Source organism: Peptoclostridium sp. (assembly GCF_009881055.1).
Classification (GTDB): domain Bacteria; phylum Bacillota; class Clostridia; order Peptostreptococcales; family Peptostreptococcaceae; genus Peptoclostridium_A.
This window is the reverse complement of record NZ_WXFG01000020.1, coordinates 1-13,249: the sequence shown is the minus strand read 5'-3', so window position 1 is coordinate 13,249 and position 13,249 is coordinate 1. Positions and strand designations below refer to the sequence as shown.

11 protein-coding genes and 1 other annotated feature are annotated in these 13,249 nt (G+C 44.5%); of the genes, 10 read left to right on the top strand and 1 reads right to left on the bottom strand.

Annotated elements, in window-relative coordinates:
• Nucleotides 1-70 precede the first annotated feature (70 nt).
• The 5 genes from GT589_RS04535 to GT589_RS04515 all read left to right on the top strand — a co-directional run bounded on the left by GT589_RS04535 (nucleotide 71) and on the right by GT589_RS04515 (nucleotide 7,842).
• Nucleotides 71-1,195 carry a glucose-1-phosphate adenylyltransferase gene (locus tag GT589_RS04535; RefSeq protein ID WP_293396644.1) on the top strand — a complete coding sequence of 375 codons (1,125 nt, stop codon included), beginning with the start codon at nucleotides 71-73 and terminating at the stop codon, nucleotides 1,193-1,195.
• 18 nt (nucleotides 1,196-1,213) lie between these two features.
• On the top strand, nucleotides 1,214-2,338 hold the full coding sequence (glgD, locus tag GT589_RS04530) for a glucose-1-phosphate adenylyltransferase subunit GlgD (protein WP_293396641.1): 1,125 nt from the start codon (nucleotides 1,214-1,216) through the stop codon (nucleotides 2,336-2,338).
• Between the two features lie 27 nt (nucleotides 2,339-2,365).
• The gene (gene glgA / locus GT589_RS04525; protein ID WP_293396638.1) at nucleotides 2,366-3,802 is read left to right on the top strand and encodes a glycogen synthase GlgA; all 1,437 of its coding nucleotides are present in this window, start codon (nucleotides 2,366-2,368) and stop codon (nucleotides 3,800-3,802) included.
• A gap of 68 nt (nucleotides 3,803-3,870) precedes the next feature.
• Nucleotides 3,871-6,297: a glycogen/starch/alpha-glucan phosphorylase gene (locus GT589_RS04520; protein WP_293396635.1), complete on the top strand. Its 2,427-nt coding sequence runs from the start codon at nucleotides 3,871-3,873 to the stop codon at nucleotides 6,295-6,297.
• An 18-nt stretch (nucleotides 6,298-6,315) separates the two neighbouring features.
• Nucleotides 6,316-7,842, top strand: a complete 1,527-nt coding sequence (locus GT589_RS04515; protein WP_293396632.1) for an NAD(P)H-hydrate dehydratase — start codon at nucleotides 6,316-6,318, stop codon at nucleotides 7,840-7,842.
• On the opposite strand, the gene GT589_RS04510 is transcribed toward GT589_RS04515, so the two are convergent.
• Nucleotides 7,819-8,736 carry a ribonuclease H-like domain-containing protein gene (locus GT589_RS04510; RefSeq protein ID WP_293396629.1) on the bottom strand — a complete coding sequence of 306 codons (918 nt, stop codon included), beginning with the start codon at nucleotides 8,734-8,736 and terminating at the stop codon, nucleotides 7,819-7,821. The genes GT589_RS04515 and GT589_RS04510 overlap by 24 nt on opposite strands.
• A 123-nt stretch (nucleotides 8,737-8,859) precedes the next feature.
• On the opposite strand from GT589_RS04510, the gene GT589_RS04505 reads away from it, so the two are divergent.
• From GT589_RS04505 to ilvC, 5 genes are all read left to right on the top strand, one after another.
• Entirely contained in the window at nucleotides 8,860-10,899 is a 2,040-nt protein-coding gene (locus tag GT589_RS04505) for an ATP-dependent helicase (protein ID WP_293396626.1), read from the top strand.
• Between the two features lie 91 nt (nucleotides 10,900-10,990).
• The gene (locus tag GT589_RS04500; RefSeq protein ID WP_293396623.1) at nucleotides 10,991-11,731 is read left to right on the top strand and encodes an SIMPL domain-containing protein; all 741 of its coding nucleotides are present in this window, start codon (nucleotides 10,991-10,993) and stop codon (nucleotides 11,729-11,731) included.
• Between the two features lie 74 nt (nucleotides 11,732-11,805).
• Nucleotides 11,806-11,967: a hypothetical protein gene (locus tag GT589_RS04495; RefSeq protein ID WP_293396620.1), complete on the top strand. Its 162-nt coding sequence runs from the start codon at nucleotides 11,806-11,808 to the stop codon at nucleotides 11,965-11,967.
• 71 nt (nucleotides 11,968-12,038) lie between these two features.
• Nucleotides 12,039-12,291, top strand: a binding site (T-box leader).
• Between the two features lie 134 nt (nucleotides 12,292-12,425).
• On the top strand, nucleotides 12,426-12,668 hold the full coding sequence (locus GT589_RS04490; protein WP_293396617.1) for an ACT domain-containing protein: 243 nt from the start codon (nucleotides 12,426-12,428) through the stop codon (nucleotides 12,666-12,668).
• Between the two features lies 1 nt (nucleotide 12,669).
• The coding region (gene ilvC, locus GT589_RS04485) for a ketol-acid reductoisomerase (RefSeq protein ID WP_293396614.1) at nucleotides 12,670-13,249 on the top strand (580 nt) is incomplete at its 3' end.

Sequence of the window (13,249 nt, the reverse complement as noted above, 5' to 3'; positions counted from 1 at the left end):
TGGATATATATCTATTGTGGGATTGTAAGACCTTGTATACAGCAATCATTTTATGGAAGGAGATAGTGCAATGATCAAAAAGAAAAAAGAGGTTATAGCCATGATACTTGCTGGGGGGCAAGGAAGCAGGCTGGGGGCTCTCACAAAGACAAATGCAAAGCCTGCGGTTCCTTTCGGTGGAAAGTACAGGATAATAGACTTTACACTGAGCAACTGCTCGAATTCTGGAATATACACAGTAGGCGTACTGACGCAGTATCAGCCGCTGACGCTTAATGCGCACATAGGCATAGGCAGCTATTGGGACCTTGACAGGAAGGATTCGGGCGTTACCGTACTTCCTCCTTATGTAGGCAGAGATGGAGGACGATGGTACAAGGGCACGGCAAATGCGATTTACGAAAATACAGATTTCATAGATGTATACGATCCGGAGTATGTAATAATACTTTCAGGAGACCACATATATAAGATGGACTATTCGAAGATGCTCAAGTACCACAAGGAAAAAGGCGCTGATGCTACGATTTCCGTCATGGAGGTGCCATGGGACGAGACGAGCAGATTTGGCATAATGAACTGCAACGACGACAACAGTATATACGAGTTTGAAGAAAAGCCGGAAAAAGCAAAGAGTAATCTGGCGTCCATGGGGATATACATTTTCAACTGGCAGAAGCTGAAGAAATATATGGCAGAAGACGAGCAGAACATAGAGTCCGACAATGACTTTGGAAAGAACATAATTCCTACCATGCTGGCTGATGGCAACAAGATGTATGCATACAGATTCAAAGGCTACTGGAAGGACGTGGGCACAATAAAAAGCCTGTGGGAAGCAAACATGGACCTTCTAAAGGATGACAATGAACTCAATCTCTATGACAGAAACTGGAGAATATACTCGGTTAACCCAGTGAGTCCGCCGCATTATGTAAGTCCCGATTCATGCGTCAAATCATCGCTTCTCGACGAAGGCTGCATAATTTATGGGAATGTGGAAAACTCAGTGCTGTTCCCGGATGTCTATGTGGCCAAGGGAGCCAGGATAGTGGATTCCGTTATCATGTCAAACGTGAGAATTGAGGAGGGCGCCGTAATAGAGCGTGCTATTGTAGGTGAGGACTTGATTATTAAGGCCGGCCAAAAGATAGGAAGCATTGAATCTGAAGACATTACACTATTCACAGAATAAATACGCAGGAGGTATATCATGAAGGATGTCATGGGAATAATCAATCTCGGGGAATCAGAAGAGAACATAAAGGCACTCACATACCACAGGCCGATAGCGTCTATACCCTACATTGGAAGGTACAGGATAATAGATTTCATAATCTCAAATATGGTGAACGCCGGAATAGAAAACATAGGCATTTTTACAGGAAGCAAGTTTGGGTCGCTAGTCGATCACCTGGGCTCGGGCAAGGCCTGGGACCTTGACAGAAAAATAGACAGGCTGTATGTGCTGAGCCCTGAATTCCAGAGTCTTAAGCCCTTCTACCAGGAAGGAGACATAAGGAATTTCAAGGATCATCTGAGCTACATAAAAAAAAGCAGGCAGGAATATGTAATGCTCTCCAAGAGCTACATGGTCTTCAACATGGATTTCAAGGATGCTGTGGAGTTCCACAAGGATTCAGGAGCTGACATAACTATACTCTATAAGAGAGTTACTGAAAAAAAAGACTTTTTCATAAACTGCGATACACTCAATCTTGATGAAAATAAAAGGGTGCTCAGTATCGGAACAAACACCGGTTCCGGCCCATGCCCCAACATATCAATGGAAGTCTACATCATGAAGAAGGAAATGCTCGTGAACATGATAGAGGACGCGATATCCTTCGGGGATGCAAACTATCTCAAAGAAATGATTCTCAAAAAAATATACGACGGCAATACATATGTAAATGCATACAAGTACAAAGGGTATCTTGCTTGCATTAATTCACTCATGAACTATTACGTTGAGAGCATGGAGATATTGAATCAGGAAAACTACCAAGAGCTTTTCACAGGCCATGGGCTTATATTCACAAAGGTAAAGGACGAGGCTCCGACAAAATATTCTGATTCCTGTTCCGTCAAAAACTCGCTTCTTGCGAACGGCTGCATTATAGAGGGGCATGTTGAAAACAGCGTGATATTCAGAGGTGTGAAGATCAAAAAGGGTGCAGTAGTAAAAAACAGCATAATAATGCAGCGCTCTGTGATTGAAGAAGGGGCTCTAATTGAAAATGTAATATTGGACAAAAGCGTCACAATAACTGCCAACAAACATCTCATGGGTGATGAGAAAAGCCCTATGGTTGTAAGGAAGGATTCAGTTATATAGCAAAAGCACGATACAGGGGGTAATAAAATGACACGAGTTCTCTTTGCAGCATCTGAAGCATACCCTTTCATAAAAACTGGCGGACTTGCCGATGTGGCTTTTGCTCTTCCAAGGGAGTTAAGGCGCTATGGCGTAGATGCAAGGGTCATAATCCCAAAATATATGGACATAAAGGAAGAATTCAAGAGCAAAATGAAGTTCATCAAGAGCTTCAATGTGCATGTGGGCTGGAGAAACCAGTATTGCGGGATACTTGAATGCGAATACGAGGGTGTGCCCTTCTATTTCGTAGACAATGAATACTACTTTAAAAGACATGGAATATACGGCCATCATGATGAAGCGGAAAGGTTCGCATTCTTCTCAAGGGCTGTGCTCGAATTTATCGCCAACACAGATTTCAAGCCGGAGGTCATACACTGCAATGACTGGCAGACAGGCATGGTTTGCGCCCTAAACAAGCTGCAGTACCGCTGGAGGCAGGATTTTGCAAACATAAAGACGGTTTTCACAATACACAACCTAAAATACCAAGGCATTTTCGCCCGCGAGATGATGAGTGAACTTTTCGGCCTTGGATACGAGCATTTCAATCCGGATGGCCTCGAATACAAAGGCGCGCTGAGCTACATGAAGGGAGGGCTTGCATACAGCAACGCCATTACGACCGTAAGCGAAACGTACGCCGGCGAAATCCAAAATCCACATTTTGGAGAGGGGCTTGAGGGAGCACTTCAGAAGAGAAATGAGCACCTTTTTGGGATACTAAATGGAATAGACTACGACATATATAATCCCAAGACGGATTCTGACATAATCGAAAATTATGATGCCTTTACTGCAACTGAAGGCAAGCTCAAGAACAAGCTTCACTTGCTCGATGAGCTCGGGCTGGAAAAAAATGCAGATATACCTGTGATGTCAATGATTACAAGGCTTACAGAGCAAAAGGGGCTTGACCTTGTAGAGTGCGTATTCGACGAACTTCTTTCAAGGCACAGGATAAGCATTGCGGTGCTCGGCACGGGAGACAGAAAATACGAGAACCTAATCAGGCATTATGCAGCGAAGTATGAGGGGAGAGTTTCAGCCAGCATTAAATTTGACAATGCCCTGGCACAGAAGATATATGCTGGTTCAGACATGCTTCTCATGCCTTCCAGATTCGAACCGTGCGGACTGAGCCAGCTCATAGCCCTCAGATACGGCACTCTCCCTATAGTGAGGGAGACGGGGGGGCTTAAGGACACGGTGGTTCCATACAACAAGTACACCGGAGAGGGCAACGGTTTTAGCTTTGCGAATTACAATGCGCACGAGATGTTGTATACTATAATAAGGGCAGTCGATACATATATGGACAAGCCGGTTTGGGATATGCTTGTAAGGAATGCAATGAGAGATGATTTCAGCTGGAATAAATCAGCCTTAATGTACAAAAGCCTCTATAAAAGGCTGTTATAGCAACTTAGCAAGAACAAAGCAAGTCGTTTCAAGACTTGCTTTGTTTGAGGTTTATAGGGGGGATTGAAATGAACATCAGCAAGGAAAAATTCAAACATGATTTCATAGAACAGCTTATGGCGAGAAGGGCCAAGAGCGTCAAGGAAGCTTCCGACTGGGACAAGTATTCTACGCTTGGGGGGCTTGTCAGGGGTTATCTTGCTAGAAACTGGATAAATACGAACGTCAGATACTGCAATTCAGATTCCAAGCAGATATACTACTTCTCAATGGAATTCCTTATGGGAAGACTGCTTGAGAACCACCTCATCAACCTTAATATGCTTGATATATGCAAGGAGGGTCTTGAGGAACTTGGAATACGCCTGGATGACATATTGAATGTTGAAAAGGATCAGGGCCTTGGCAATGGGGGCCTTGGCAGGCTGGCTGCATGCTTTCTCGACTCGATGGCATCCATTGGAATCCCCGGACATGGCTGCGGGATAAGATACAAGAGAGGTTTTTTTGAGCAAAAAATAGTAGACGGCTATCAGGTGGAAATGCCAGAGAAGTGGCTCGAGGAAGAAAATATATGGGAAATAAAACATCCGGAAAAATCAGTTGAAGTGCGATTCTGGGGCAACGTAAAGCCGGTGACTGTCGACGATAGGCTCGAATTCCTTCACGAGAATTACGAACCCATAAATGCAGTTCCTTATGACACACCCATAGTTGGTTTCAAAAATAACACGGTGAATACTCTCAGGCTGTGGAGCGCAGAACCGGCAAGGAAGAAATTCGACTTCAACCTTTTCAACAAGGGAGACTACCTAAAAGCAATGGAGTACAACTATCTAGTGGAATCCATTTCAGAGATGCTCTACCCCAACGATTCGCATCCAGAGGGCAAGCTGTTAAGGCTAAAGCAGGAGTATTTCCTGGTCTCGGCAGGACTGCAGAGCATAGTCAGAAGCCACAAGAAATACAAGAGAGCAATCAAGGATTTTGCGCAACATGTGGCCATACACATAAACGACACCCACCCCTCGCTTGCCATACCAGAGCTAATGAGAATATTAATGGACGATGAGAAACTGGGCTGGGACGAGGCTTGGGAGATTACGACAAACGTCATATCGTATACGAATCACACGATAATGTCCGAAGCTATGGAGAAATGGCCGATAGACATGCTCAAAAGTCTTCTTCCGAGAATATACATGATAATATACGAAATAAACGAGAGACTGTGCTCGGCAATATGGAAAAAGTACCCGGGAGAATGGGATAGAGTGGCGCGCATGGCAATAATAGCCGAGGGCTATGTAAAGATGACATACCTGTCAATAGTAGGCAGCCACAGCGTAAACGGCGTAGCAAAAATACATTCAGAGCTTCTAAAGGATGAAGTGCTGCGTGATTTTGCGCAGTTTTATCCGGACAGGTTCAACAACAAGACAAACGGAATAACCCACAGGAGATGGCTAATACAATCGAATCCGGAGCTTTCAGAACTGATAAGCGACAGCATTGGTGATTCATGGATCAAACACCCGAGAATGCTCAGAAAGCTTATAGAACACAGAGAAGACCGGTCATTTCTCGACAGGCTTTTTGAAATAAAGCAAAACAATAAAAAAAGGCTTGCAGAGTATGTAGGAAAAAACTATTCAATAGAGCTGAATGTAGACTCTATATTCGACATACATGCAAAAAGGCTGCACGAGTACAAAAGGCAACTGCTCAACGTGCTCCACATAATGCACCTTTACAACATGCTCATTGAAAATCCTCAAAGCGCCATGCTTCCAAGGACATTCATATTCGGTGCAAAGGCGGCTCCAGGCTACAGTGCTGCAAAAAAGATAATAAAGCTGATAAACACTGTGGCGGACAAGGTCAACAGCGATATAAGGGTGAAAGACAAGCTCAAGGTCGTGTTCATCGAAAACTACAGCGTTTCACTTGCGCAGCTGCTTATACCAGCGGCCAATATCAGCGAACAGATATCCACAGCGACCAAAGAGGCTTCCGGAACGGGCAATATGAAGTTCATGATGAATGGGGCTATAACAATTGCCACACTTGATGGAGCTAACATAGAAATGCTTGAAGAGATGGGCCGCGAGAATATCATAACATTTGGGCTGGAAAAAAACGAAGTGCTTGAGCTTTACAGCAACCAGACATACAGACCCAGGGAACTCTACAGTAGGGATGTGCGGATAAAAAGGGTTGTGGACCAGCTGACAAATGAATTCTTACCTGCAAGCAAGGATGAGTTCGCAGAGGTTAGAGATCTGCTTTTGGCTGATAATGAACCGTATTTCATATTGAAGGATTTCGCCGCATATCTTAATGCACATGAAACTGCTGAGATGATATACAGGGACAGATACAGCTGGCAGAAGATGTCGGCTACGAATATCGCGTGTTCGGGAAGGTTCTCTAGTGACGAGACCATAAGAGAGTATTCGGGTGAGATATGGAAAGTCAAACCTACAATCATATAGCTTTGCGGAGGGGTGGAATTGAAGAAAATAGCATATTCATTCGAGATGCGCAACCTCGACAGGACGTCGATTGAGTCATACGGAATTCCAGGGGCTATTCTAATGGAGAATGCGGGACGAGCTGTATACGAGGAGATAGAGGAAGTTTCCGCCAAGGGAGAAAGAGTGCTCATAGTCTGCGGCAGAGGCAACAATGGAGGCGACGGCTATGTAACAGCAAGGCATCTTCATAACAACGGATACGGTGTGAGCGTTGCCTTGATAGGAAGCAGGGATGGAATAAAAGGTGATGCGCTCCTAAATCTTGAGATAATAGAAAGTATGGGCATTAGGCCGCATTGCATAGCCACAGCAGAAGATTTTGCAGCTCTGCTTGAGCAAGGGTTCCATATAATAGTGGATGCAATATTTGGCATAGGCATAGACAGAAGAGTTGGGCAGCCCTTTGCCGATATAATCGAGCTGATAAATTCCTGCACGAAAAAGAAGCTTGTGGTTGCGCTCGACCTGCCCTCGGGACTGAATACCGATACGGGCGAAATAATGGGAAGTGCAGTCCAGGCTGATATCACTGTGACCTTCGGGGCGTTAAAGCCGGCAAATATATTCAATGAAGGTATCAACCTTTGCGGAAAAACAGTTCTTGCAGACATATCAATACCAAGAGAGCTGCTCGAGGCCCAAAGCAAGAGCCTGCTTAACGCTTTTTTTTCGGCCCGAATTCTTAGGCGAAGAAAGGGAAATTCTCACAAGGGCACATACGGCAAGATTGGAATAGTGGGCGGCTCCCAGAATATGCCGGGAGCTGCAATACTCTCTTCCAGGTCTGCAATGCGAATGGGCAGCGGAATCGTCAATGTGTATGCAGATACTGAAACATTCGGCGCCTTATCAGGCAGCACTCCCGAGGTGATAGTCATAAAATCTGACTACTCAAAGCCTAAGGATCTGCTCTTGGAGCTTTCGCGGCTTGATGCCGTGCTCATAGGCCCTGGATTCTCAAGGGAAAAGGGAAGGAAAGAGCTTCTGTTTGAGACGCTAAGGGGCTATGCTGGTCCGATTGTAATAGACGCGGACGGTCTGAATCTCCTGCAGGGAGAACTCGAGGCGCTGCGAGGCAAGAATGCTATAGTAACGCCACACATAGGAGAAATGGCCAGGCTTGCAGGCAAATCGAGCGAGCAAGTGAGCCATAATTGCATGGAGGTTGCTAGTGAATTTGCAGCAGAATACGGATGCACAGTTGTGCTAAAGAGCGCCTCTACTGTTGTTGCGCTCCCTGGCGGTGAAATTTATGTCTGCTCAAACCCGAATCCTGGAATGGCGACAGCCGGAAGCGGAGACGTACTCTCAGGAGCTATAGTCAGCCTCTTGGGGCAGGGCTACGAGCCGCGGGAGGCTGCGCTGCTTGGAGTGCATATACACAGCATAGCAGGCGGTATTGCACTTCATAAAAAGGGCGAATACGGACTAGTTGCAGGAGATATAGTTGAGGAAATGCCAGAAGCCGTCAAAGGGCTGTTAGGCCTTAAAGACGGCTTCTAGTAGGGCTCTTGCGAGCATTTCAGTTCCTGGAACAATTTTCGAGTTTATCTTTACAGCCACAGGATTGGCCGCGTCGAAGGCAAGCACCTTGGCGCCGCTTGAATCCTTCGTCTCAAAGAGAGAAAGCCTTAGCACAAGCTTTCTCGAATGGGCGGCAACCGAGAAGCTGCCGGCATGGATTTCCACGGGCAGATTTATATGTTCATCTGTGGAGTATTCGAAATATAGTGTCTTGCCCCTGATATACGAATTGTCCATGAAGAGCCTGATTGTTTCGCCGGCCGCAGTTATGCAAAATGAGCTGCTCAGCCGTATTTCTTCAAGTTTTTTTTGAACTTTGCCATGCAGAACAGCGAGATTCATTATGTCATCATAATTGTGCAGAAGAATTTTCTTTTTTAAACTTTCGCAGGCAGTTTTTTCATACTCATCATACATCAAAACGCTGTCTCTAGAGGAAATGGAGTCATCACGTGCGATGCCCATAGCCTTCTCAATTTCCTTAAGACGGCAGCTTTCAAGGCCAAGTGAGCGGGAATGCGGCCTGACAAGCCTCAGAACATCTATTCCGCAGTCTTTTGATATTTCATAGCCCAGGTTGTACTTTTCATACCTTCTGTTTAAAAATGGTATGTCGAATGAAAATCCGTTGAACGTTATATGGCCCTCAAATTCGCTCAGGAGTTCCTTGAAATAGAAGAGGATCTCTTTTTCATGCGATCTTTTTTTTGCCAGAAACTGAGTAGCTATGGTATCATTTTTTCTGTTGAACAGAATGCCAATTAGTACGACATTGTCTGAATGGTGGCTAAGCCCCGTAGTTTCAATGTCGAATACACAGTAACCCTCGGGAAGAGCTACCTGAATTGCGGCCTTGCTTGATATTATTTCCATGGCATTATCTCCTGTTTGCGGATTGATTAAAATGAATTTTGGTTATATGATTTTATCATAAAATAAAAGCACTTTGCCACATATTGGCGGAGTAATTTCTAATTATCGGGACGGGATCAACGTATGAAAACAACAATGCTTGATGAAAATCAAAAAAGAGCGGCAGAACATTTTGAAGGAGCTTGCATAGTAGTTGCAGGGCCCGGTTCGGGCAAAACCAGGGTCATAGCATCAAGGATTGTAAGGCTTATAGAAAAAAATGTCGAACCCGAAAAAATTGTGGCTATAAGCTTTACCAGGGCTTCTGCGCTTGAGATGAAAAACAGGTGCATTACAATGTGCCAGCAGAGCAGCAGGGTCAATTTTGGAACCTTCCATTCTGTTTTTTTCAAAATACTCAGGAGTTTCAGGGGCTTTACACATGAGAGCATAATAGATGAAGACGAAAAGCGTAGAGCCTTAAGACGCATCATGGCAACCCACAGCATTGAAAATGCTCAGGATGACGAGCTTTTGGAATCCCTGATAACGGAAATGTCGTATATGAAAAATGACCTGCTTGAAATTAAGGAGTACAAACCGCTGAATATGGCGGCGGCCGATTTCAAGCGTGTCAGCACGTCATATGAAAACTACAAAACTAGTATGGGCAAAATCGATTTTGACGACATGCTGGTTTTAACATACAAGCTTCTCCTGGAAAATCCAGATGCGCTCGAAACTATAAAATCCAGATTCAGATACATACTCATCGATGAATTTCAGGATATAAACAGGGTCCAGCTCGAAGTTTTAAAGCTGATTGCAGGCAGAGAAGGGAATATATTCGCAGTCGGCGACGACGACCAGTCGATATATAGCTTCAGAGGGGCGAGGCCTGAATTCATGTATGAATTTGAAAGTTTTTTTGCCAAGCCGGAAAAAATAATACTAGACATCAATTACAGGTCATGCAAGGAGATTATAGAAACTTCAAACAGGTTGATTATGCACAACGCGGCAAGAAACGACAAATGCATGAAAAATTCAAGAACCGAAAGCGGGCGTATACATGTTGAAACGCCCAAGGATTCTCTTGAGGAGGCGCAGCTGATTTCGCAGGATATACTTACAACCATAAAAGCGAACTCCATGAAATACGGTGATTTTGCAGTAATATACAGGACAAATACGCAGTCAAGAGCGCTTGTGGATGTTTTCATGGACTACAATATACCATTTTCCATAGCGGATAGAGTAGTCTCGGTATATGATCACTGGGCAGCGCGAGATGTCATATCGTATCTTAAAATCGCATGCGGTGTCGGGAAAATCGAAGATTATGCACGGATTGTAAACAGGCCTTTCAGATATATATCACGTGAAGCAGTAAGTATCGCGAAAGGGAGCGATGATTTCACGGCAGCACTTAAAGGCAATTTGAACCTGAACCTACTTCAGAAAAAAGCGATTGAAACCCTTGAACGTGACATTGTTATGATTTCACGCCTAAAACCCTCAGATGCAGTGTCCTATATCAGGACATCTGTAGAATACGACAGGCATATAATCGGCTACTGCAATGACAAGGGTATAAAAAGCGAGGGAATATTCGAGGTGCTCGATGAAGTGGAGGAATCCGGAGGTTCGTTTTGCACTGTGGGCGAATTTGTCAGACACATAGACAGGGTCAAGGAGGAGCTGGCGCTCCAAAAGACAAGGAAAAAAAACAGCTCTGACTGCGTGACCTTTACGACTATGCACGGTGCGAAGGGGCTTGAATTCAAAAGGGTATATGTAATTGGAGCCGTAGAAGGAATATTGCCTCATGAAAAAGGACTTGACAGCGGAATTCTGGAGGAAGAAAGACGTCTGTTCTATGTTGCTCTTACTAGGGCAAAGGATAGCGTGCTTATAAGCGCTCCCAAGGTGAAGTACGGAAAACCATCGCAGGAGAGCAGATTTCTCGAGGAGCTGCTGGAATATTCGGAAGCAGGTGCGATGACAGGAGAATATATATACCACAAGAAATTCAAGCTTGGGAAAGTGCTCGGCAGCGACAACGGGATAATGCGAGTAAAATTCAAGGAAGGCATTAAAATGCTCGATTATATGTTGTGCCTTAAAAACAGAATAATAACAGCATGGAATAGGGAAGGACAGGACAACGGACAAAAGAAATAACTCCTTGATAAAATGCGGACAAACATGATTATCTTCCCGGATAATGGATATCATAATCAATACAGGATATTATTGCATGGGAGGAGTTTAAATGGAGAAGGTCAATGAAGGGAAATCTTATGTAATTGTGGCGGTTATACTTGCGGCAGCTCTAATAGCAGCGTCGCTCATAGTAACGCAGGGCTTTGTGAAGGTCAAGGCTTCGCAGAACACATTGTCAGTAAAGGGCTCAGCCAAGAAGGAAATCAAGTCAGATTTTGCAGTGTGGACGGGAAGCTTCTCGGTGCAGTCAAGCCAGCTTTCAGAGGCATACAGCATGCTCACTGGCGATGCCGCCAAGGTCAAAAAGTATCTTGTTGACAGCGGAATACCGGAAAAGAGCATAGTCTTTTCAGCCATAAGCACGAGTACTTACAATGAAATACTTCCAAACGGCGTATACTCCAACAAAATCGAAGGGTACAGGCTGTTCCAGAGTATAGAGATTAAATCGGCAGACATCGACAAAATAACAGAGCTTTCTAGGGAATCCACGGAGCTCATCAACCAGGGCGTGGAATTCCAGTCAATACCTCCGCAGTATTTCTATACTAAGCTTGCAGACCTGAAAATAGAGATGATAGAGCTTGCGGCAAAGGATGCGCAACTAAGGGCAGAAAAACTTCTGGCCGTTACAGGAAGTAAGCCAGGAAAGCTCCGCGCAGCCAGGCTCGGAGTATTCCAGATCACACCTCCTTTTTCAAACGAGGTTTCTGATTACGGCATAAACGATACAAGTTCAATAGATAAGGAGATAACAGCTGTGGTAACCTGCGACTTTGAAATCGACTAATATCACGCTAATGACGAGTGCAGACTGAATGCTTGTTTGGAACAGCGACTGCAGCATGACATGGGGGAGTATATATGGACGAAAAGGAACTTGAAATTAAAGAGAAGGAACAAGTAATCAGGATGATGAAAAACGTAATAAAGCAGATGGCAAAGGAGATAGAGCGGCTAAAGCACGAAATTGAATCGAGGAACAAGCTGGAGGCCGAGTTGCCGAGGAAAAACAAAAGTCAATAAATTTTCTGATTATAGTATTGACAGACAACAAAAATAAAATTATAATAGCATACAAGAGAAGTCAGAATATTATAAAAGTTGTGACGGAGACAAAAATACCTATCAGCATTACCCCAGAGAGCTAATGGCCGGTGAAAATTAGCGTGATGTCAGGTATATAATGATCACTCCCGAACTGCCAAGTCGAAAGCCCAGCAAGTAGACAAGGCCGGATGCCACCGTTACAGGGCTAAGGTTAAGGCTGTTGCCCGACCGTAAACCAAGATGTGCTTATTGCCATGAACTAGGGTGGTACCACGAGGATATTATACCTTCGTCCCTATGTCTATGATTCCATAGATATAGGAGCGGAGGTTTTTGTTTGTCCGGCATATTATTTGGATGATTTCAGCAGCCTAACGAATTTATAATAGAAAATTTCAGAAAATTGAAAAAATTCGTACAGGGGGGTTATTATAATGGAAAAAATGTTAAGCTTAAAGGTTGAAAGTGGAATGGAAACACTGCTAAGGGTTGTAGGGGTACTCAGAAGAAAAGAATTCGACATAAAAAATCTTCAGATGGATTTTTCGCAGTGTGGAGCTTCAAGCCTGCTCATAACGCTGAATGAGGGTGAAAAACAAGGACTAAAGCAAGCAATAAAACATATGGAAAAGCTTGTTGATGTATATGAAATAACAGAATTCAAGGGGGAAAACTAAAATGGCAAAAATGTACTATGAAAAAGATGCAGATATGAACGTATTAAAGGGCAAGAAGATAGCAGTAATAGGCTACGGCAGCCAGGGCCACGCCCATTCACTCAACATGAAGGAGAGCGGGCTTGACGTTGTTATAGGACTTCACGCAGGCAGCAAGTCGGCGGAGAAAGCCAAGGCTGCAGGTTTTGAGGTTATGAGCGCAGCAGACGCCGCCAAGGCAAGCGACGTAATAATGATACTTATACCTGACGAGAAGCAAAAGAGCGTGTATGAAAGCGACATAGCGCCGAATCTGAAAGCTGGAAAGGCGCTTGTATTTGCGCACGGCTTCAACATACACTTTGGACAGATAAACCCGCCTGAGGATGTTGACGTATTCATGGTTGCGCCAAAGGGACCAGGACACCTTGTAAGAAGGGTATACACAGAGGGCAAGGGAGTGCCTGCGCTTTTCGCGGTGCATAATGACGCTACAGGCAAGGCAAGAGACATGGCAATGGCGTATGCAATGGCCATAGGCTCTGCCAGAGCGGGCGTGCTTGAGACAACATTCAAGGAAGAGACAGAGACAGACCTTTTCG